Origin of the sequence: Enterobacter cloacae complex sp. P18RS, assembly GCF_014982105.1 — a bacterium.
GTDB classification, from domain to species: Bacteria; Pseudomonadota; Gammaproteobacteria; order Enterobacterales; family Enterobacteriaceae; genus Enterobacter; species Enterobacter hormaechei_C.
The window spans coordinates 37,488-58,081 of the sequence record NZ_JADCKV010000027.1 but is presented as its reverse complement, the minus strand read 5'-3'; the positions used below and the strand labels follow the sequence as shown (position 1 = coordinate 58,081).

Here is a 20,594-nt window from a genome sequence, read left to right as displayed (position 1 = left end):
TGCCCGGCAGGGGCGCATTGACCTGCCCTGTTCATCTGTTGGGCTATGCGGAGCAGTTATGTCTTATTTACTTGAAATGAAAAGCATCACCAAAGCCTTCGGAGCGGTGAAAGCAGTCGATAACGTAAGCCTGCGGCTGAATCCCGGCGAAGTGATGTCGCTGTGCGGCGAAAATGGCTCGGGAAAATCCACGCTAATGAAAGTGTTGTGCGGGATCTACCCGCACGGCAGCTACGAGGGCGAAATTGTTTTTGCCGGTGAGGTGCTCCAGGCCACGCACATTCGCGATACCGAACGTAAAGGCATCGCTATCATTCACCAGGAGCTGGCGCTGGTGAAGCACCTTACCGTGCTGGAAAATATCTTTCTCGGTGCCGAACTCTCACGCCACGGCGTACTGGATTACGACACCATGACGCTGCGCTGCGAAAAACTGCTGGCTCAGGTGAGCCTGGCTATCTCACCGGATACGCGCGTGGGCGACTTAGGTTTAGGCCAGCAGCAGCTGGTCGAGATCGCCAAGGCGCTGAACAAACAGGTGCGCCTGCTGATCCTCGACGAACCAACCGCCTCACTCACCGAACAGGAAACCGCCGTACTGCTCAATATCATCCGCGATCTGCAAAACCACGGTATCGCCTGCATCTATATTTCGCACAAGCTCAATGAGGTGAAAGCCATTTCCGACACCATCTGCGTCATCCGCGACGGGCAGCACATCGGCACGCGTGAAGCAGAAGGCATGAGCGAGGATGACATCATCACCATGATGGTGGGTCGCGAACTCACCGCGCTGTATCCCAACGAACCGCACACCATCGGCGAAGAGCTCCTGCGCGTGGAAAACCTGACGGCGTGGCATCCCGTTAACCGCCATATCAAGCGCGTGGATAACCTCTCCTTCTCGCTGCACCGCGGCGAAATTCTCGGCATTGCGGGTTTAGTGGGTGCGGGAAGAACCGAGGCCGTGCAGTGTCTCTTTGGCGTCTGGCCGGGGCGCTGGGAAGGCAAAATTTATATCGACGGTCAGCCGGTAAAAATCGACAACTGCCAGCAGGCTATTGCTAAGGGCATCGCCATGGTGCCAGAAGACCGCAAAAAAGACGGCATCGTGCCGGTAATGGCGGTGGGAAAAAATATCACGCTGGCGGCGCTCAGCCAGTTTTCCGGCGCGCTGAGCAGCCTGGATGATGCCGCAGAACAGCAGTGTATTCTCCAGTCGCTTGCCCGGCTTAAGGTGAAAACCTCCTCGCCGGAGCTGGCGATAGGACGCCTGAGCGGCGGCAACCAGCAGAAAGCGATTCTGGCGCGCTGCCTGCTGCTTAATCCGCGCATTTTAATTCTGGACGAACCCACCCGCGGGATCGATATCGGCGCGAAGTATGAAATCTACAAGCTGATCAACCAGCTTGTGCAGCAAGGGATTGCCGTCATTGTTATCTCGTCCGAATTGCCTGAAGTGCTGGGGCTGAGCGACCGCGTGCTGGTCATGCATGAAGGGAAACTCAAAGCCAACCTGAACAACCAGAACCTGACGCAAGAGCAGGTGATGGAAGCTGCCTTAAGGAGCGAACGCCATGTCGAAAAGCAACCCGTCTGATATCAAAGTCGCTGTTCCGACGCCCGGTGCGTTCGCAGGACTTAAATCGCTGAATCTGCAAGTTTTTGTAATGATTGCCGCCATTATCGTGATCATGTTGTTCTTTACCTGGATGACCGATGGCTCCTATTTAAGCGCACGTAACGTCTCTAACCTGCTGCGTCAGACCGCCATCACCGGGATCCTGGCGGTGGGGATGGTCTTTGTGATTATCTCAGCGGAAATTGACCTGTCGGTAGGGTCGATGATGGGTCTGCTCGGCGGCGTGGCGGCAATTTTTGACGTCTGGCTCGGCTGGCCGCTGCCGCTGACGATTGCGGTCACGCTGGTGCTGGGTCTGCTGCTAGGGGCGTGGAATGGCTGGTGGGTGGCCTACCGTAAAGTCCCGTCGTTTATCGTCACCTTAGCGGGGATGCTGGCCTTCCGCGGCATTCTGATTGGGATCACCAACGGCACCACCGTCTCCCCGACCAGCGCCTCGATGTCCCAGATTGGCCAAAGCTACCTCTCTGATGGCGTCGGTTTTACGATCGGCGTGGTTGGGCTGATGGCGTTTGTCGCGTGGCAATGGCGAGGACGCATGCGTCGCCAGGCGCTGGGGCTGACCTCGCCTGCCTCAACCTCGGTTGTCGGCCGTCAGGCGCTTACTGCGGTGATTGTGCTGGGGGCCATCTGGCTGTTAAACGATTATCGCGGTGTCCCAACGCCCGTTCTGCTGCTGGCGCTGTTGCTGTTAGGTGGGATGTTTATGGCCACACGTACCGCATTCGGTCGCCGTATTTATGCCATCGGCGGCAATCTGGAAGCCGCGCGTTTATCTGGTATCAACGTAGAACGCACCAAACTCGCCGTCTTTGCCATCAACGGCCTGATGGTGGCCATCGCGGGGCTGATCCTCAGTTCGCGACTGGGGGCGGGCTCCCCGTCTGCGGGTAACATTGCCGAGCTGGACGCCATCGCCGCCTGCGTGATTGGCGGGACCAGCCTCGCCGGGGGCATTGGCAGCGTGGCGGGGGCGGTGATGGGCGCATTTATTATGGCTTCGCTGGATAACGGGATGAGTATGATGGACGTGCCGACGTTTTGGCAGTATATCGTCAAGGGTGCCATTCTTTTGCTGGCAGTCTGGATGGACTCTGCCACCAAGCGGCGCGCCTGATAACACTATCGTGACTAATTTGGGAAATGAGCCATGTTTGAAAAGCGTCACCGCATTACGTTGTTATTCAATGCCAACAAAGCCTATGACCGGCAGGTGGTTGAAGGGGTTGGCGAATATTTGCAGGCGTCGCAATCCGAATGGGATATTTTCATCGAAGAAGATTTTCGTACCCGTCTGGAGAACATCAAAGACTGGCTGGGAGATGGGGTCATCGCTGACTTTGACGACCCCGTGATTGAACAGTTGCTGAGTGGCGTCGACGTGCCTATCGTGGGCGTTGGCGGCTCTTACCATACACCGGAACATTACCCCCCCGTCCACTACATCGCCACGGATAACCATGCTCTGGTCGAGACCGCCTTCCTCCATTTAAAGGAGAAAGGCGTACATCGTTTTGCGTTTTACGGATTGCCCGCCACCAGCGGAAAGCGCTGGGCGATGGAGCGTGAATATGCCTTCTGCCAGCTGGTTGCCCAGGAGAAGTATCGCGGCGTCGTTTATCAGGGGCTGGAAACCGCGCCAGAAAACTGGCAGCACGCACAAAATCGTCTGGCTGACTGGCTGCAAACGCTGCCGCCCCAGACAGGGATTATCGCCGTGACGGACGCCCGCGCCCGCCACGTATTACAGGTGTGCGAACATTTGCATATTCCGGTGCCTGAAAAGCTGTGCGTGATTGGTATTGATAACGAAGAGCTTACGCGCTATCTGTCGCGCGTGGCGCTCTCATCCGTGGCTCAGGGTACCCGTCAGATGGGCTATCAGGCCGCAAAGCTGCTGCACAGACTGTTAGACAACGAATCCCTGCCGCTCCAGCGTCTGCTGGTTCCGCCCGTTCGCGTGGTCGAGCGTCGCTCAACTGACTACCGCTCCTTAAACGATCCGGCCGTGATTCAGGCGATGCACTACATTCGCAATCATGCCTGCAAAGGGATTAAGGTCGATCAGGTGCTCGATTCGGTCGGCATTTCACGTTCGAATCTGGAGAAGCGGTTCAAAGAGGAAGTCGGTGAGACGATTCACGCCGTGATCCATGCGGAAAAGCTGGAGAAAGCGCGCAGTCTGCTGATCTCCACCTCGCTGTCGATCAACGAGATTTCACAGATGTGCGGCTATCCGTCGCTTCAGTATTTCTATTCGGTGTTCAGAAAAGAGTATGACACCACGCCGAAGGAGTACCGGGAACGGTACAGTGAAGTCCTGCTCTAGAAAAAAGAACGCCTTCCAGTGGAAGGCGTTTTTCATTACATATGTGCGGCAATCAGACGCTGGTTATCCTGGTACATGGAGAACAGGTAATTGTTATAACGCTGTCCCTGAGTGGAATAACCTTTCAGCTTGTGGATCATCGCCGTAGCCGTTACTTCCTGATCCGCCTTACGCAGCTGAGCGCGTGACTTACGGAACGAGGAGTAGGCCGGGTGGGTGTTCAGGTTCACCACATAGGCATTCACGGAATCTTTCACCGATTCAAACTGTGAATAACCCTTCACCTTGCCGGGTGCATTAGTACAACGACCTTTTGCGCATTTCATGCCAAACAGATTGTTGTTGTTGCGCGCCAGCTTCGAGGTGCCCCAACCGCTTTCGGCGGCGGCCATTGTCGCGACCATACTGCCTGGAATAATGTCCACACGCTCTAACAGAGTGTTCCACGGCACACGACGCGTGTTCCCGCTCCACTTCACTTTATAGCGTTTGGCGATGTCTTTCAGGCGAGTGCGCTCAGACGGCGACCAGCGGCTATCGTACTGTTTGGAGATCAGCCAGTTACGATCCGCAGTAATCGCGGCATTTTGACTTTTAATGTAAGGCATTACCGTCCGGAGAAACGCTTTTTTCCTTGGTGTCCCGGAAGGGTATTTTCGCAAATCAGGAAGTGAACTACTCTTTGCACTATTGCGAGAATACTCTTGTTTACTGCTAACCTTACTGCTTGTCGTCTTTATTACGTGGGCTTTCTTACTCGTTGTATCCGCGTGCGTCTTTGCAAGCACCTCACCTGAAAATGCCATGGTGAGTAACATGAGTATCGCGGCCCCATATCGTCGAATGGGAGTCGATATCATTAGGTCTCCTGGTCGGATATATACATTCCAACACCTTATTTTCTTCAAAAATTTGAGAGCGGAATCTCAAATCATACCAAAAATAGTCCTCAAGAGCACGTATACAAATAGTCCAATTCCGAAACTATGTCATCCGGAACATGCTCATTAAATCACCAGCACTGGAAAAATGTGCGCGATATCGCAGATAACTGCCTAATTTTGCGCGGGATCACTCATCCCTTCGCGTCCTCCTGGCAGAAAGCCTCAGAGGAGGAGTTTTTCCCCTGAGCCGAGTGGCACACTGGTCAAAAATGCCGCGACAGGAAAATGGAATGAAACGCACTGCATTAGCTGTTCTGATGTTACCCGCATTCGCGCATGCCGACTGGTCATCGCCGGGATTTAACGCGTTTAGCGCTGAAGGTACCGGCGTCTTTACCAGCCAGGCAACGCTTGCGAAGGGTACCCGCCCGCTGACGTTGAGTCTTGATAACGCGTGCTGGCAGCCGACAGGTGCCATTAAACTCAACGAGATGTTGTCGCTCAAACCCTGCGAAGGGACCCCACCGCAGTGGCGGTTATTCCGTGACGGCGTTTATCAGATGCGTATTGATACGCGCTCGGGAACGCCGACGCTGATGTTGACGGTACAAAGTGCGGCGCCACAGCCTGTCGCAAACGTTACCCGCCAGTGCCCGAAGTGGGACGGCAAACCGCTCACGATCGATGTCGTTAACACCTTTCCGGAAGGGACGGTGGTGCGTGATTTTTACAGCAAACAGACCGCGACCGTTCAAAACGGCAAAGTAATTCTTCAGCCAGCCGCCAACAGCAATGGCCTGCTGCTGCTTGAGCGCGCCGAGACGGACAAACCCGCGCCATTCAGCTGGCAAAACGCCACCGTCTATTTCGTGCTGACCGATCGCTTCGTAAATGGCGACCCCACCAACGACAACAGCTATGGCCGCCATAAAGACGGTATGCAGGAGATTGGTACTTTCCACGGCGGCGATCTGAAAGGGCTTACCAGCAAACTGGATTACCTTCAGCAACTGGGCGTGAATGCGCTCTGGATAAGCTCACCGCTGGAGCAAATCCACGGCTGGGTTGGCGGCGGCACCAAAGGGGATTTCCCCCACTACGCCTATCACGGCTATTACACTCAGGACTGGACGAAACTCGACGCCAACATGGGCAGCGAAGATGATTTACGCCAGCTTGTCGACGACGCGCACAGGCGCGGTATCCGCGTCCTGTTTGACATTGTCATGAACCACGCGGGTTATGCGACGCTTGCAGATATGCAGGAGTATCAGTTTGGCGCGCTCTATTTGCAGGGCGATGAGCTGAAAAAAACCCTCGGCGAGCGCTGGACTGACTGGAAGCCAGGCGCGGGTCAAAGCTGGCACAGCTTCAACGATTACATCAACTTCAGTGACAAAGCCGCATGGGAAAAATGGTGGGGTAAAAAATGGATCCGTACCGATATCGGTGATTATGACAACCCGGGCTTTGACGATCTGACCATGTCGCTGGCCTTTCTGCCGGATCTGAAAACGGAATCTAAGATCCCGTCAGGTTTGCCGAACTTTTATCAACACAAGCCCGACACCAACGCGAAAGTGATGACGAATTTCACGCCGCGAGATTACCTGACCCACTGGCTCAGCCAGTGGGTACGTGACTACGGCATCGACGGCTTCCGGGTCGATACCGCTAAGCACGTTGAGCCTGAAGCCTGGCAGCAACTGAAAAACCAGGCCAGCCAGGCGCTGGCCGCGTGGAAAGCCGCCAACCCGGACAAAAAACTCGACAATGCGCCATTCTGGATGACCGGTGAATCCTGGGGCCACGGCGTGATGCAGAGCGATTATTACCGCCACGGCTTCGATGCGATGATCAACTTTGACTATCAGGAGCAGGCGGCGAAAGCGGTGGACTGTCTGGCCGATATGGATTTGACCTGGCAGCAAATGGCAGAAAAGCTGCAAAGTTTTAATGTGCTGAGCTATCTCTCCTCCCATGATACGCGTCTGTTCCGTGAAGGGGGCCAGCGCGCCGCTGAGTTACTGCTGCTGGCACCGGGAAGCGTCCAGATCTATTACGGCGATGAATCAGAGCGTCCATTCGGCCCGACGGGCTCCGATCCGCTACAGGGAACCCGTTCGGATATGAACTGGCAGGACGTCACGGGTAAACAGGCGTTAACTGTCGCCCACTGGCAGCTTCTGGGGCAGTTCCGCGCCCGTCATCCGGCGGTGGGTGAAGGCAAGCAAACCACGCTGTCACTGAAAGAAGGCTACGGCTTTGTGCGCGAGCACAAGGGCGATAAGGTGATGGTGGTGTGGGCGGGTAATCAATAGACCCCCTCATCCTAACCCTCTCCCCAGGGGCTGAGGGATCCCCAGTAATTTGAAAGCAAAAGCTATAACGTTGCCTCAGAATAACTGAGGGCTTTCAGCGATGCCTCGGTCCGGCTGTAAATCGCTGAGGCGTTTCCTGTAGGCCGGGGCGAGGCGCAGGGATGCGCCGAGAGGGCGGGCTTTACAGGGATGTTACCTCCGCCCGTCCCCGATAAGCCGGAAGGAATAAGCCGAAGGCACCGCGAAGCGGCGATTTACCGCCGGAAGCCCGGGTCGCCAGGGTGGTGGCGACTGAGCCACCCTGGCACGTTCACCGGTTATATCGTGACAGAGTAGCAAGGAACATAACGTGAACGGAATGACCACCAGAGCCGTATGTTCCCCCTCACCCCAGCCCTCTCCCTCAAGGGAGAGGGGGCCGTCTGTGCAGGCATTATTTTGTGGGGAACTCTCAGCCCCAGGGGGAGAGGGCCGGGGTGAGGGGCATTCACCAGAACAATTCACCACACAAATACAAACCTACCACATAAAACAACAAATCCGACCACATTCGCCGATTTGCACCAACACGGTGCTGGCGTTATGGTTACTGCCTTTCATATTAAGCCCGACAGATCACCGGCTATGACGTTTTCACTATTCGGCGACAAATTTACCCGCCATTCAGGCATTACCCGCCTGATGGAGGATCTCAACGACGGGCTGCGCACCCCAGGCGCTATCATGCTTGGCGGCGGAAACCCGGCTCAAATTCCGGAGATGAACACCTACTTCCAGACGCTGCTGGCAGAGATGCTGGAAAACGGTAAAGCAACCGATGCGCTATGTAATTACGACGGCCCTCAGGGTAAAACAGAACTACTGACGCTTCTGGCGGCAATGCTGCGGGAAGCGCTGGGTTGGGATATCGAACCACAGAATATTGCACTGACAAACGGCAGTCAGAGCGCGTTTTTCTACTTATTCAATCTGTTCGCCGGACGCCGCGCCGACGGCACCACGAAAAAAGTGCTGTTCCCGCTGGCACCGGAGTATATCGGCTATGCCGATGCCGGCCTCGAAGAAGACCTGTTTGTTTCCGCACGTCCGAATATCGAGTTGCTGCCAGAGGGCCAGTTCAAATATCACGTCGATTTTGAACATCTGCATATCGGTGAAGAGACGGGCATGATCTGCGTATCACGTCCCACCAACCCGACGGGCAACGTGATCACCGACGACGAGCTGATGAAGCTGGATGCGCTGGCGAATCAGCACGGCATCCCGCTGGTGATCGATAACGCCTATGGCGTACCGTTCCCGGGGATCATCTTCAGCGAAGCGCGTCCGCTATGGAACCCGAACATCATCCTCTGCATGAGCCTCTCCAAGCTGGGCCTGCCGGGCAGCCGTTGCGGCATTATCATTGCTAACGAGAAAATCATCACCGCCATTACCAATATGAACGGCATTATCAGCCTTTCCCCTGGCGGCATCGGCCCGGCGATGATGTGCGAGATGATCAGGCGTAACGACCTGCTGCGCCTGTCGAATGAGGTGATTAAGCCGTTTTACTCTCAGCGCGTTCAGGAAACCATCGCCATCCTTCGCCGCTACTTACCGGAAGAACGCTGCCTGATCCATAAACCGGAAGGGGCAATTTTCCTGTGGCTGTGGTTTAAGGATCTGCCCATTACGACAGAGCTGCTTTATCAGCGTCTGAAAAAACGTGGCGTACTGATGGTGCCAGGGGATTACTTCTTCCCGGGGCTGGATAAGCCGTGGCCGCACACGCACCAGTGCATGCGCATGAACTACGTCCCGGCCCCGGAAAAAATCGAAGCGGGTGTGAAAATTCTCGCCGAAGAGATTGAGAACGCCTGGCGCGAGGCCGGTTAATAAAACCTCAGGCCAGATTACGCAGCCGTTCCGCGCGTAATCTTGCGGGGTCTATGCAGCGCAGCGCGTGGGTGGGACAGGCTTCGACGCAGGCGGGACCGCCCTCGCGATGCGCGCACAAATCACATTTCAGCGCCTGAACGCGATCTTCCACGACCCGAACCTGCATTGCCCCGAACGGGCACGCCACCATACAGCTTTTGCAGCCGATACAGCGAGCCTGCTCAACGAGCCAGGCTCCCGCAGCGCGGTGAATGGCCCCCGTCGGGCAGACATTCGCGCAGGGCGCATCTTCACACTGGTGGCAGCCCACCGCCGTAGTGAAGGTTCCCCCCTTAACCACGCGGATCCGTGACGTAAACGCTTCTGGCGTGGCGCTGCTTTGATGCGACATCATGCACGCCACCTCACAGGTGCGGCACCCGATACATTTTTCTGGATCCGTCAGAATAAATCGGTTCATCAGTTACGCCTCGCGCACGTTAAACCCCAGTTCTTTCGAGATAGCTTCCGCCGTGTCACGCAGCGGTTTTAGCAAGTTTTTCTCACCCACCTGCTTCATGCGCGACGTCGACAGCGAAATGGAGATGGCATAGGGCACGCGCCCGTGAATATCAAAGACCGGCACGGCGATACATGACACACCCAGCTCGTTCTCTTCTTTATCCATCGCCATACTGTGATCGCGAATTTCCGCCAGCTCATCATACATCGCGCTCAGTTCGGTGATGGTGTTGCGGGTCAAAGGTTGGATCTGTTCCTGGTGGCTTTCCCAGTAGCTCGCCACGTAATCCTGATGGCCAAACGCCATATAGATTTTGCCCATCGCAGAACAATAGAGCGGCATATGCTGGCCGATATATGCGCGCGTGCGCAGCATACCGGTTGTCGGCTCAAGCTTATAAATCAGGATCGCGTGATCATCTTCACGGCTGGAGAAGTTGACCGTTTCGCCGGTGGCAATGTTCAGCGCCTCGAGGTGCGGCGCCGCCACGTGAATAATATTGAGCGATGAAAGCGCCTTTTGCCCGACGGCGATAAATTTGGTGGTCAGACGATAGCTCCCTGCCGCCGGCGCCGGCGTCACGTACCCGCACGACTGCAACCCCTGCAATAACCGGTGCACGGTGCTTTTATTCAGCCCCGCCAGTTCTGATAAATGCGCAAGCGGACACCCGTTCGGATAGTTACTGAGGATTTCAATCAGCATCAGGCCGCGAAACAAGCTCTGGCTACCTGCTGGCCTCTCTTTTTCTTGCGTCATTTCGCTCTCTTTTATGCTCATCAAATGGCTCCTGTTTATCGCGCCCTGATGGTAGCGCAAAGTGTGGTTTAGTTCACGATCTCAACAGAAAAAACACAACCATTTGATTTTAATCGATTTTGAAAAACGTGAATGTCGTTGATCTGACAAAATTTGATCGCTATATTTGAAATCAGATTTCGTATAGTGAAATTTAGCGATAAAAAAGCACTCGCACTTGCCCCTAAAAAAACAGGAGAACAGGGATGAAAGTGACCTTCGAAGAGTTGAAAGCGGCGTTCAATCGGGTTCTGCTCGATCGCGGTGTAAAAGCGGATAATGCAGACGCCTGCGCCGAGATGTTCGCCCGCACCACGGAGTCCGGCGTTTATTCACACGGCGTCAACCGCTTCCCGCGATTTATTCAGCAGCTTGACGCAGGCGACATCATCCCTGACGCCCAGCCGAAACGCGTAACGACATTAGGCGCCATCGAACAGTGGGATGCCCAGCGTTCCATCGGCAACCTGACGGCGAAAAAGATGATGGACCGTGCTACCGAGCTGGCGTCCGATCACGGGATCGGCCTGGTGGCGCTGCGTAACGCTAACCACTGGATGCGCGGCGGCAGCTACGGCTGGCAGGCGGCGGAGAAAGGCTATATCGGCATCTGCTGGACCAACTCTATTGCCGTGATGCCCGCGTGGGGATCAAAAGAATGCTGCATCGGCACAAACCCGCTGATCGTCGCTATCCCGTCGAATCCAATCACCATGGTCGATATGTCGATGTCGATGTTCTCCTACGGCATGCTGGAGGTGAATCGCCTGGCCGGACGCGAATTACCGGTCGACGGCGGCTTTGACGATGAAGGCAATCTGACCAGAGAGCCGGGCGTGATTGAGAAAAACCGTCGCATTCTGCCCATGGGCTACTGGAAAGGTTCCGGCTTGTCGATTGTGCTCGACATGATCGCCACCCTGCTCTCTGACGGCGCGTCCGTCGCGGAAGTGACCCAGGACAACAGCGACGAATACGGCGTATCGCAGATCTTTATCGCCATCGAAGTGGATCGCCTGATCGACGGTCCAACCCGCGATGCCAAACTACAGCGCATCATGGACTTCATCACCACCGCAGAACGCGCTGATGAAAATGTCGCCGTCCGTCTGCCAGGCCATGAGTTCACACGCCTGCTGGAGGAGAATCGCCGCAACGGCATCACGGTTGACGACAGCGTGTGGGCGAAAATCCAGTCTCTGTAAGGAGTGGGTCATGATATTCGGACATATTGCACAGCCAAATCCATGTCGCCTGCCGCTGGCGATAGAAAAGGCGCTTAATTTTCTGCGTACCACGGATTTCACCACCCTGGCGCCGGGCGTGATCGAAATTGAAGGCCGCAACATTTTTGCCCAGGTTCTCGACCTCACCACAAAGGAACAACACGAGAACCGCCCTGAAGTACATCGCCGCTATCTGGATATCCAGTTTCTGGCCTGGGGCGAAGAAAAAATCGGTATTGCTATTGATACCGGGAATAACAAAATCAGCGAATCATTGCTGGAGCAACGGGATATTATTTTTTATCACGACAGCGAACATGAGTCATTTATCGAAATGATACCTGGCAGTTACGCCATATTTTTCCCGCAGGATGTTCACCGTCCTGCCTGTATTAAAAACAAGGGATCCGCAATTCGTAAAATTGTGGTGAAAGTGGCCATCAGCGAATTAGATTAATTTTCTGATAAATACAGGAATGCGAAATGACCAACACCGGTTTTATTATTGGTGCGTACCCCTGTGCACCCTCATTTCACCAGAAAGGGGAGCAGGAAGAATACGCCTTCTGGCGGGAACTTTCCGACACGCCAAATATTCGCGGGCTGGAACAACCTTGCCTTGAAAATCTCCATCCGTTTGGTGATGAATGGCTGTTTCGTCATACGCCGGGCGACTGGCAGATCGTTGTCACAGCCGTTATGGAAACCATGCGCCGCCGCGGCAGCAACGGCGCGTTTGGCCTGGCGTCCGCGGACGAAGAACAGCGTAAAGCGTGCATTGAATATTACCGCCATCTGCATCAAAAGATTGATGCCGTTAACACCCGCTTTCCCGGGAAAGTGATCGCTCTGGAAATGCAGGCCGCACCGCAGGCGGGTAATGATTCTGTCGAGCAAGCGACAGAATCATTCTCCCGCTCGGTACGGGAAATCGCGAGCTGGGACTGGGGCTGCGATCTGGTGCTGGAACACTGTGATGCGATGAATGGCCCGGCGCCGCGTAAAGGGTTCTTGCCCTTAGAGCAGGTGCTGGAGGTAGTGAAAGAGACCGATATCAGCGTCTGTATCAACTGGGCACGTTCGGCCATCGAAGGTCGCAACACCGCCCTTACGCTGGAACATGTTCAGGCGGCACTCGCTGCCGGGAAGCTGGGGGCGCTGATGTTTTCGGGCACGACCCCTCACGGTGAGTATGGAGAATGGCAGGATCTGCACGCGCCGTTTTCTTCGTTCTGCGCCGACAGTCTCATGTCCACTGAACATGTAAAAACGCTGTTTACTGCGGCGAGCGCCGCAACATTGAAATTCTCCGGTATTAAATTACTGGAAATAAATGCTAATGCTGACGTCAGCCATCGCATCGCTATTTTGCGCGACGGCATTAGCGCTATGAATAAAGCGTCACAATAAAAATAAAGAATACATTTTCCGGTTACCTTCACTGAGATATTAACTATGAATATTTCTTCAAATGCTCTACACGCGGACATTCCGCGCCAGCGCTGGCTAAGGATCATTCCCCCTATTCTTATCGCCTGCATTATTTCCTATATGGACCGCGTAAATATAGCTTTTGCGATGCCCGGCGGTATGGATGAAGAGCTGGGCATTTCCGCCACGATGGCGGGCCTGGCGGGGGGGATCTTTTTTATCGGCTATTTGTTCCTGCAAGTTCCCGGCGGCAAAATTGCCGTGCACGGCAGCGGTAAGAAGTTTATCGGCTGGTCGCTGGTTGCCTGGGCGGTGATCTCGGTTCTGACCGGGCTTGTGACCAACCAGTATCAGCTGCTGGTACTGCGCTTCTTACTCGGCGTGGCGGAAGGTGGGATGCTGCCCGTTGTGCTCACGATGATCAGTAACTGGTTCCCGGATGCCGAGCGCGGCCGCGCCAACGCGATTGTGATCATGTTCGTGCCCATCGCCGGGATCATCACCGCCCCGCTGTCGGGCTGGATTATTACCGCTCTCGACTGGCGCTGGCTGTTCATTATTGAAGGTCTGATGTCCGTTGTTGTGCTGGTGCTGTGGGCGTTCACCGTCTACGACCGGCCGCAGGAAGCACGCTGGATCTCTGAGGCCGAGAAAAACTACCTGGTACAAACGCTGGCGGCAGAGCAGCAGGCCATTGCGGGTAAAGAGGTGAAAAACGCCTCGCTCAGCGCGGTGCTGTCTGACAAAACCATGTGGCAGCTGATCGCCCTCAACTTCTTCTACCAGACTGGCATTTACGGTTACACCCTCTGGCTGCCCACCATTCTGAAGGAGCTGACGCACACCAGCATCGGCCAGGTGGGAATGCTCGCCATTCTGCCTTACATCGGCGCCATTGCCGGCATGTTCCTGTTCTCTACGCTCTCTGACCGCACCGGCAAGCGCAAGCTGTTTGTCTCCCTGCCATTGATTGGCTTTGCGCTCTGCATGTTCCTCTCCGTGGCGCTGAAAGAGCACACCTGGCTGGCCTATGCCGCGCTGGTGGGCTGTGGCTTCTTCCTGCAATCCGCAGCGGGGGTGTTCTGGACCATACCGGCGCGTCTGTTCAGCGCTGAGATGGCGGGTGGCGCTCGCGGCGTGATTAATGCCCTGGGCAACCTCGGCGGGTTCTGCGGTCCTTATGCGGTAGGCGTACTGATCACCCTGTACAGCAAAGACGCAGGCGTTTACTGCCTGGCAGTTTCGCTGGCGCTGGCATCGCTGCTGGCCCTGCTGTTACCGGCGAAATGCGATGCCGGAGCAGAGCCCAACCCCACGGTGACTCCACATAAACGTGCGGCCTGAGGCCCTCACCTGACCCACTAAACCAAACCGTAGGCCGGGTAAGCGAAGCGCCACCCGGCAATTAAGCGAGAAGAAGATGAGTGAAAAAGAGCCCTTCTGGCTGGGTATCGATTGTGGCGGTACTTATCTGAAAGCCGGTTTATACAACAGCCAGGGCAAAGAAGTCTGTATTGAACGCCGCTCAGTGGCCACGCTCAGCCCACGCGCCGGCTACGCCGAGCGGGATATGCACCAGCTCTGGCAGCACTGCCACAAAACCGTCGCCCTGCTGCTCAAAAATTCAGGCGCTGACGGCGGTCAGATCAAAGGCGTTGGCATTTCAGCCCAGGGCAAGGGGCTGTTTCTGCTCGATAAACAGGATCGCCCCCTGGGTAACGCCATACTCTCCTCCGATCGCCGTGCGCTGGAGATCGTACAACGCTGGCAGCAGGACGGTATACCCGAAAAGCTCTATCCGCATACTCGCCAGACGCTGTGGACGGGGCATCCGGCCTCGCTCCTGCGCTGGGTTAAAGAGAACGAGCCGCAGCGGTATCAGCAAATTGGCAGCGTGATGATGGCGCACGATTACCTGCGCTGGTGTCTGACCGGAGTCAAAGGCTGCGAAGAGAGCAACATCTCGGAATCCAATCTCTACAACATGAATACCGGGCAGTACGATCCGCAGCTCACGCGCTGGCTCGGCATCAGCGACATTGACGGTGCCCTGCCGCCTATTATCGGTTCAGCAGAAATTTGCGGGGAAATCACCGCTCAGGCAGCCGCACTGACCGGTCTCACGGCGGGTACTCCCGTCGTTGGTGGACTGTTTGATGTGGTTTCCACCGCGATCTGCGCCGGGCTGCATGACGAACATACGCTGAATGCCGTAATGGGGACCTGGGCCGTAACCAGTGGGATTGCCCACGGCATCCGCGACAACGAGCCTTTCCCCTACGTCTATGGCCGCTACGTCCATCCGCAGCAGTTCATCGTTCATGAAGCCAGCCCCACGTCGTCCGGCAACCTGGAATGGCTGACGGCCCAATGGGGCGATATGTCATTCGATGAGATTAACCACGCCGTGGCCAGCCTGCCAAAAGCTGAAAGCGATGTGTTCTTCCTGCCTTTCCTCTACGGCAGCAACGCCGGGCTGGAGATGACCAGCGGCTTCTATGGCTTGCAGGCGCTGCATACCCGCGCGCACCTCCTCCAGGCGGTTTATGAAGGGGTGGTATTCAGCCACATGACCCACCTCAACCGTATGCTCGAACGCTTTCCCCACGTGCAGGCCCTGCGCGTGACGGGCGGCCCCACCCATTCGGACGTGTGGATGCAGATGCTCGCGGACGTCAGCGGCCTGGCGATTGAACTCCCGCAGGTGGAAGAGACCGGCTGTTCCGGTGCGGCGCTGGCCGCGCTCGTCGGTACAGGCCTCTATCCCGATTTTTACGCCGCTCAGCGCGCCCTCAGGCATGACATCCGGATGATTGAACCTGACATGCGTGCCCATGCCGCCTACCAGCGCAAATATCACCGTTACCAGCTACTGATTTCAGCATTACAGGGCTATCACGCCCGTGTTAAGGAGTACGACCTATGAGCCGACCATTATTGCAGCTGGCGCTCGACCACACCTCGCTTCAGGCCGCGCAGCGCGATGTCGCGACGCTTTCCGATCACGTCGACATCGTCGAAGCCGGCACCATTCTATGCCTGACCGAAGGGCTAAACGCCGTTCGCGCCCTGCGTGCGCAGTGTCCGGATAAAATTATCGTGGCGGACTGGAAAGTCGCCGATGCCGGAGAAACGCTGGCTGAGCAGGCGTTTGGCGCAGGCGCAAACTGGATGACCATCATCTGTGCCGCCCCGCTGGCCACCGTTGAACGTGGCCACGAGGTCGCACTGCGCGGCGGCGGCGAGATCCAGATGGAGCTGTTTGGCAACTGGACGCTGGACGACGCACGCGCGTGGCATCGCATCGGGGTGAAGCAGGCGATTTACCACCGCGGGCGCGACGCACAGGCCAGCGGCCAGCAGTGGGGTGAGGCGGATCTCAGCAAAATGAAGGCGCTGTCCGATATCGGTTTGCAGCTTTCTATAACTGGCGGTATCACCCCCGCTGACCTGTCGCTGTTTAAGCAGATCAACGTCAAAGCCTTCATTGCCGGGCGCGCGCTGGCAGGCGCCGATAATCCGCCGCAGGTGGCACAGGCATTCCATTCGCAAATCCGCGACATCTGGGGAGAGTAACCATGCGTCAGCATCCGTTAGGCATTTACGAAAAAGCGCTGCCAAAAGATCTCTCCTGGCCGGAGCGCCTGGTTCTGGCAAAAAGCTGCGGCTTCGATTTTGTGGAGATGTCGGTGGATGAGACCGACGAGCGTTTATCGCGCCTTGAATGGAGTACCACGCAGCGCGCCTCTCTTGTGGAAGCGATGCTGGAGACCGGCGTGGCCATCCCGTCGATGTGCTTATCTGCCCATCGTCGCTTCCCGTTTGGCAGCCGCGATGAAATCGTGCGCGAACGCGCCCGCGAGATCATGACCAAAGCCATCCGGCTGGCCCGTGATTTGGGTATTCGCACCATCCAGCTTGCGGGTTATGACGTGTACTACGAGGAGCACGACGAGGGCACGCAACAGCGCTTTGCCGAAGGGCTGGCGTGGGCCGTAGAGCAGGCTGCCGCCGCGCAGGTAATGCTGGCGGTAGAGATCATGGACACTGCGTTTATGAACTCCATCAGCAAGTGGAAAAAGTGGGACGACATGCTCGCCTCGCCGTGGTTCAGCGTTTACCCGGACGTCGGCAACCTGAGCGCGTGGGGCAACGACGTCACCGCCGAGCTGACGCTGGGCATTGACCGCATCGCCGCTATCCACCTGAAAGATACCCGGCCCGTTACCGAGCAAAGCCCCGGACAGTTCCGCGACGTGCCGTTTGGCGAGGGCTGCGTCGATTTCGTTGGCGTGTTTAACACGCTGAATCAACTTAATTATCGCGGCGCATTTCTGATTGAAATGTGGACCGAGAAAGCCAAAGAGCCGGTGCTGGAGATCATCCAGGCGCGCCGCTGGATTGAAGCCCGAATGCAGGAAGGAGGCATGACATGTTAGAACAACTCAAAGCCGAGGTGCTGGCGGCAAATCTCGCCCTGCCCGCCCACCAGCTGGTGACGTTCACCTGGGGCAACGTCAGCGCGGTTGACCGTGCCAGCGGCATGATGGTGATCAAACCATCCGGCGTGGAGTACGACGTGATGAACGCAGAAGATATGGTGGTGGTAAATATCGCCACGGGAAAAGTGGTCGAGGGGAGTAAAAAGCCCTCCTCCGACACCCCGACCCATCTCGCGCTGTATCGTCGTTACCCGGAAATTGGCGGCATTGTGCATACCCATTCCCGCCACGCCACCATCTGGTCGCAGGCGGGGCAGGATTTACCCGCGTGGGGAACGACGCACGCGGACTATTTTTACGGTGCGATCCCCTGCACGCGGCTGATGACCACGGCTGAAATCGCGGGTGAATATGAATACCAGACGGGGGAAGTCATTATCAAAACCTTCGAGGAGCGCGACATAAGCCCGATGCAGGTCCCGGCGGTGCTGGTTCATTCTCACGGCCCGTTTGCCTGGGGCAAAGACGCTGCCGATGCGGTACACAATGCCGTGGTGCTGGAAGAGTGCGCCTATATGGGGCTTTTCTCGCGCCAGCTTGCACCTCAGCTTCCGGTTATGCAGCAGGAATTGCTGGATAAGCATTACCTGCGCAAGCATGGCGCAAATGCCTATTACGGCCAGTGATCATCCGGAATTAATATGCTCTTTACAGTACCGCCGTTTCCAGACGGCGGGCGTTAACCCGGTATGTTTTGAGAATATTTGCCGGAAATAACCCACGTCATTAAAACCGCACCGGGCGGCCACTTCAGTTAATGAGGCCGCATCGTTCAGCAGCAGTTTTTCAGCGGCCCTGACGCGCTGGCGGTGAATTGCCTCCGTCAGGGTTAAATGAAACGTCCGACGAAATACCCGCCCCAGGTAATCTGCGTTGCAGTGCAGCTCTTTTGCCAGCTGCGAAGTGGACAGGGGCAAATGAAAGTGCGTGCGGATAAGCTGCTTGGCCTTCCACGCCATTGCTGCGCCCGCATCATCCGCTTTATCTTCATATCCCGGCGAGAGCGATATCTGCTGCAAAATTAACAGCAAAATTATCTCCAGCGCCTGGCTACGCTGTAATTTTTCCTGCTCGCTTAAAAACTGACGGAATAACGCAATAACATATTGCGGATCCCGCACGCTACAGTGTTGCTCAATCGACAGCGGCGTCGCGCCTGGCAACACCGGCAAGCGTTCATCCACCTCAAAATGCAGCCAGTAAAATTTGAGATCGCCCGGAAAATCTTCCACGCCGACATGCCGCCGCTTCGGCCAAAGTAATAAACTCTCGCCAGCGTTTACCTCAAACAGCGTATTTTCCTCCTGGATCGTTAATGTCCCTTTTTCGACAAAAATTATCTCCCACGAAGATAATTTTCGTGCGGGATGACGGCCCACGCCGCGGGAGATAAATAACCCGCCATTTTGAACTCTAATCGGAAGTGCTATGGATAATTCAAGCATGGATATTCATTTTTCCGCTTTTTTGGTGGCTAATATTGTCTTTATCCCTTGATTATTAATAAATATCAGCAGAACAGCTCGATCAAACTCACAGTTTTACCATCAGGTCGGAATCGTCACCTTTTTATACTTTTCCCTTCCCTTGTTGGTCTGCCCGTTGAATGCAGAATAAATGGGGTACCTTGCACAAATACGATAAAAAATCGTTTATCGAGGAGTTACCCCATGACTTCCACACCGATTACAGACGCAGAAGTTGCAAAACAGGCAGCCGATGACCGGCTGTCAGTCCGCGAGAAAATTGGCTACGGCCTGGGCGACGCGGGCGGCACGGTAATTACCTGCCTGATCATGAACTTTCTGACCTTTTTCTATACCGATGTATTTGGCCTGACGCCCGCGCTGGTGGGCACGCTGTTTATTGCCCTTCGGGTATTTGACGCGATTTCCGATCCGGTGATGGGCGTGATTGCCGACCGCACGCAGAGCCGCTGGGGGCGTTTTCGTCCCTGGCAGCTGTGGGTCGCGCTTCCCATCGGGATCGTCGGCGTGCTGACCTTCACCGTCCCGGACGCCAGCATGGGCGTGAAAATCGCCTGGGCGTTCGGCACCTATCTGTTGCTTTCAGTGGGCTATACCGCCATCAACGTGCCATATTGCGCGCTGATCAACACCATGACCACCCGCCACAACGAGGTTATATCCTGCCAGTCCTGGCGCTTCGTACTGTGCGGCGTGGCGGGCTTTCTGGTCTCCGTTGGCCTGCCGTGGCTGGTGTCAGAGCTGGGACAGGGCAATACCGCCCGGGGTTATCAGCTGGGCGTCGGCGTGCTGTGCACCATCGCCGTGGTGATGTTCCTGTGCTGCTTCTTCTGGGTGCGCGAGCGCGTCCCGCTTGCGCTGATGGGTAAATTCACCCTGCGCGAGCACCTGGCGGGCCTGCGGAAAAACGATCAGCTGCTGCTGATGCTGGTGATGTCGTTTCTGCTGATCAACGTCTTCAACATTCGCGGCGGCGGATACATGTACTTCATCACCTACGTGCTTCAGGGCAGCACGGCGTACACCTCGCTGTTTTTCACCATGGTGACCTTTGCCGCTATTCTGGGCGCGGTGATCGTCAGTCCGCTGTCGCGGCGGATTGATACCGTCAAACTCTACTACTACACCAACCTGATACTCGCTGCGCTTGCGGTGGGAATGTGGTTCCTGCCGGGTGGCCCGGCGCACCAGACGCTCTGGCTAATCGTGATTTTAAGTAACGGCGTGATCCTGGGCTTCACCCTGCCGCTGCACTTCTCGCTGATGGCCTTTGCCGATGACTACGGCGAATGGAAAACCGGCGTGCGCTCATCGGGGATGAACTTCGCCTTCAATCTGTTTTTCATCAAGCTCGCGTGGGCATCCAGCGCCGGGATCATCAGCCTGGTGTTTATTGCCGTGGCCTATCAGCCAGGCGCAGGTAACCAGACACCCGCCTCATTGCAGGGCATCACCGCCATGGAGACGCTGCTTCCTGCCCTTTTCCACCTGCTGCTGGCGGTCGCTATCCGCTGGTGCAGGCTTAACAATCCCGTGATGTCGCGCATTGCCACCGATTTGCGCCAGCGTCATTTACAGTCCTGAGGAGAAC

At 56.1% G+C, this 20,594-nt stretch carries 18 protein-coding genes; 14 read left to right on the top strand and 4 right to left on the bottom strand.

Annotated elements, in window-relative coordinates; all coding sequences use genetic code 11:
- Positions 1–58: 58 nt before the first annotated feature.
- The 3 genes from INF61_RS19970 to xylR are packed head-to-tail and all read left to right on the top strand — an operon-like array spanning position 59 to position 3,971.
- Positions 59–1,600 carry a xylose ABC transporter ATP-binding protein gene (locus INF61_RS19970; RefSeq protein ID WP_015572746.1) on the top strand — a complete coding sequence of 514 codons (1,542 nt, stop codon included), beginning with the start codon at positions 59–61 and terminating at the stop codon, positions 1,598–1,600.
- Positions 1,578–2,759 (top strand): xylose ABC transporter permease XylH, encoded by a 1,182-nt coding sequence (gene xylH / locus INF61_RS19965; RefSeq protein ID WP_017693799.1) that lies wholly within the window; start codon positions 1,578–1,580, stop codon positions 2,757–2,759. The genes INF61_RS19970 and xylH overlap by 23 nt, the downstream gene beginning before the upstream one ends.
- 33 nt (positions 2,760–2,792) lie before the next feature.
- Positions 2,793–3,971, top strand: a complete 1,179-nt coding sequence (gene xylR / locus INF61_RS19960) for a D-xylose utilization transcriptional activator XylR (protein WP_003860152.1) — start codon at positions 2,793–2,795, stop codon at positions 3,969–3,971.
- A 35-nt stretch (positions 3,972–4,006) separates the two neighbouring features.
- Here xylR and INF61_RS19955 read toward each other — a convergent pair whose 3' ends face one another.
- Positions 4,007–4,831 (bottom strand): protein bax, encoded by an 825-nt coding sequence (locus tag INF61_RS19955; RefSeq protein ID WP_023295596.1) that lies wholly within the window; start codon positions 4,829–4,831, stop codon positions 4,007–4,009.
- A gap of 314 nt (positions 4,832–5,145) precedes the next feature.
- Here INF61_RS19955 and INF61_RS19950 point away from each other — a divergent pair, with 314 nt between their 5' ends.
- Positions 5,146–7,176: an alpha-amylase gene (locus INF61_RS19950; protein ID WP_058700725.1), complete on the top strand. Its 2,031-nt coding sequence runs from the start codon at positions 5,146–5,148 to the stop codon at positions 7,174–7,176.
- Positions 7,177–7,800: 624 nt separating this feature from the next.
- A complete protein-coding gene (avtA, locus tag INF61_RS19945; protein WP_193548045.1) occupies positions 7,801–9,054 on the top strand; it encodes a valine--pyruvate transaminase in 1,254 nt (417 codons plus the stop codon).
- Positions 9,055–9,061: 7 nt separating this feature from the next.
- On the opposite strand, the gene INF61_RS19940 is transcribed toward avtA, so the two are convergent.
- On the bottom strand, positions 9,062–9,517 hold the full coding sequence (locus tag INF61_RS19940) for a 4Fe-4S dicluster domain-containing protein (protein ID WP_032620465.1): 456 nt from the start codon (positions 9,515–9,517) through the stop codon (positions 9,062–9,064).
- 3 nt (positions 9,518–9,520) lie between these two features.
- Entirely contained in the window at positions 9,521–10,339 is an 819-nt protein-coding gene (gene yiaJ, locus INF61_RS19935) for an IclR family transcriptional regulator YiaJ (protein WP_015572751.1), read from the bottom strand.
- Positions 10,340–10,563: 224 nt separating this feature from the next.
- Here yiaJ and yiaK point away from each other — a divergent pair, with 224 nt between their 5' ends.
- The 8 genes from yiaK (at position 10,564) to araD (ending at position 18,142) form a co-directional block, all read left to right on the top strand.
- Positions 10,564–11,562, top strand: coding sequence for a 3-dehydro-L-gulonate 2-dehydrogenase (yiaK, locus tag INF61_RS19930; protein WP_193548044.1), 999 nt, complete (start codon positions 10,564–10,566; stop codon positions 11,560–11,562).
- Positions 11,563–11,572: 10 nt separating this feature from the next.
- Positions 11,573–12,040 (top strand): YhcH/YjgK/YiaL family protein, encoded by a 468-nt coding sequence (locus INF61_RS19925; protein WP_015572753.1) that lies wholly within the window; start codon positions 11,573–11,575, stop codon positions 12,038–12,040.
- A gap of 26 nt (positions 12,041–12,066) precedes the next feature.
- Entirely contained in the window at positions 12,067–12,993 is a 927-nt protein-coding gene (locus INF61_RS19920) for a DUF4862 family protein (RefSeq protein WP_193548043.1), read from the top strand.
- 45 nt (positions 12,994–13,038) lie between these two features.
- Positions 13,039–14,358 carry an MFS transporter gene (locus tag INF61_RS19915; RefSeq protein WP_017693796.1) on the top strand — a complete coding sequence of 440 codons (1,320 nt, stop codon included), beginning with the start codon at positions 13,039–13,041 and terminating at the stop codon, positions 14,356–14,358.
- 76 nt (positions 14,359–14,434) lie between these two features.
- Positions 14,435–15,940, top strand: coding sequence for an FGGY-family carbohydrate kinase (locus INF61_RS19910; protein WP_015572756.1), 1,506 nt, complete (start codon positions 14,435–14,437; stop codon positions 15,938–15,940).
- A complete protein-coding gene (gene ulaD, locus INF61_RS19905; protein WP_017693795.1) occupies positions 15,937–16,590 on the top strand; it encodes a 3-keto-L-gulonate-6-phosphate decarboxylase UlaD in 654 nt (217 codons plus the stop codon). Before INF61_RS19910 ends, ulaD begins: the two co-directional genes overlap by 4 nt.
- A gap of 2 nt (positions 16,591–16,592) precedes the next feature.
- A complete protein-coding gene (locus INF61_RS19900) occupies positions 16,593–17,453 on the top strand; it encodes an L-ribulose-5-phosphate 3-epimerase (RefSeq protein ID WP_017693794.1) in 861 nt (286 codons plus the stop codon).
- The gene (gene araD, locus INF61_RS19895; protein ID WP_015572759.1) at positions 17,447–18,142 is read left to right on the top strand and encodes an L-ribulose-5-phosphate 4-epimerase; all 696 of its coding nucleotides are present in this window, start codon (positions 17,447–17,449) and stop codon (positions 18,140–18,142) included. The genes INF61_RS19900 and araD overlap by 7 nt, the downstream gene beginning before the upstream one ends.
- Here the strand turns inward: araD and INF61_RS19890 are convergent, their stop codons facing one another.
- On the bottom strand, positions 18,143–18,961 hold the full coding sequence (locus INF61_RS19890) for a helix-turn-helix domain-containing protein (protein WP_032649828.1): 819 nt from the start codon (positions 18,959–18,961) through the stop codon (positions 18,143–18,145).
- A gap of 225 nt (positions 18,962–19,186) precedes the next feature.
- On the opposite strand from INF61_RS19890, the gene INF61_RS19885 reads away from it, so the two are divergent.
- Positions 19,187–20,587 (top strand): MFS transporter, encoded by a 1,401-nt coding sequence (locus INF61_RS19885; RefSeq protein WP_047062387.1) that lies wholly within the window; start codon positions 19,187–19,189, stop codon positions 20,585–20,587.
- Positions 20,588–20,594 lie beyond the last annotated feature (7 nt).

What these genes read in the sequence shown, in the direction of transcription:
- INF61_RS19970 (WP_015572746.1), top strand. Translation starts at nt 59, where the DNA reads ATGTCTTATTTACTTGAAATGAAAAGCATCACCAAAGCCTTCGGAGCG.
- xylH (WP_017693799.1), top strand. Translation starts at nt 1,578, where the DNA reads ATGTCGAAAAGCAACCCGTCTGATATCAAAGTCGCTGTTCCGACGCCC.
- xylR (WP_003860152.1), top strand. Translation starts at nt 2,793, where the DNA reads ATGTTTGAAAAGCGTCACCGCATTACGTTGTTATTCAATGCCAACAAA.
- INF61_RS19955 (WP_023295596.1), bottom strand. Translation starts at nt 4,831, where the DNA reads ATGATATCGACTCCCATTCGACGATATGGGGCCGCGATACTCATGTTA.
- INF61_RS19950 (WP_058700725.1), top strand. Translation starts at nt 5,146, where the DNA reads ATGAAACGCACTGCATTAGCTGTTCTGATGTTACCCGCATTCGCGCAT.
- avtA (WP_193548045.1), top strand. Translation starts at nt 7,801, where the DNA reads ATGACGTTTTCACTATTCGGCGACAAATTTACCCGCCATTCAGGCATT.
- INF61_RS19940 (WP_032620465.1), bottom strand. Translation starts at nt 9,517, where the DNA reads ATGAACCGATTTATTCTGACGGATCCAGAAAAATGTATCGGGTGCCGC.
- yiaJ (WP_015572751.1), bottom strand. Translation starts at nt 10,339, where the DNA reads ATGAGCATAAAAGAGAGCGAAATGACGCAAGAAAAAGAGAGGCCAGCA.
- yiaK (WP_193548044.1), top strand. Translation starts at nt 10,564, where the DNA reads ATGAAAGTGACCTTCGAAGAGTTGAAAGCGGCGTTCAATCGGGTTCTG.
- INF61_RS19925 (WP_015572753.1), top strand. Translation starts at nt 11,573, where the DNA reads ATGATATTCGGACATATTGCACAGCCAAATCCATGTCGCCTGCCGCTG.
- INF61_RS19920 (WP_193548043.1), top strand. Translation starts at nt 12,067, where the DNA reads ATGACCAACACCGGTTTTATTATTGGTGCGTACCCCTGTGCACCCTCA.
- INF61_RS19915 (WP_017693796.1), top strand. Translation starts at nt 13,039, where the DNA reads ATGAATATTTCTTCAAATGCTCTACACGCGGACATTCCGCGCCAGCGC.
- INF61_RS19910 (WP_015572756.1), top strand. Translation starts at nt 14,435, where the DNA reads ATGAGTGAAAAAGAGCCCTTCTGGCTGGGTATCGATTGTGGCGGTACT.
- ulaD (WP_017693795.1), top strand. Translation starts at nt 15,937, where the DNA reads ATGAGCCGACCATTATTGCAGCTGGCGCTCGACCACACCTCGCTTCAG.
- INF61_RS19900 (WP_017693794.1), top strand. Translation starts at nt 16,593, where the DNA reads ATGCGTCAGCATCCGTTAGGCATTTACGAAAAAGCGCTGCCAAAAGAT.
- araD (WP_015572759.1), top strand. Translation starts at nt 17,447, where the DNA reads ATGTTAGAACAACTCAAAGCCGAGGTGCTGGCGGCAAATCTCGCCCTG.
- INF61_RS19890 (WP_032649828.1), bottom strand. Translation starts at nt 18,961, where the DNA reads ATGCTTGAATTATCCATAGCACTTCCGATTAGAGTTCAAAATGGCGGG.
- INF61_RS19885 (WP_047062387.1), top strand. Translation starts at nt 19,187, where the DNA reads ATGACTTCCACACCGATTACAGACGCAGAAGTTGCAAAACAGGCAGCC.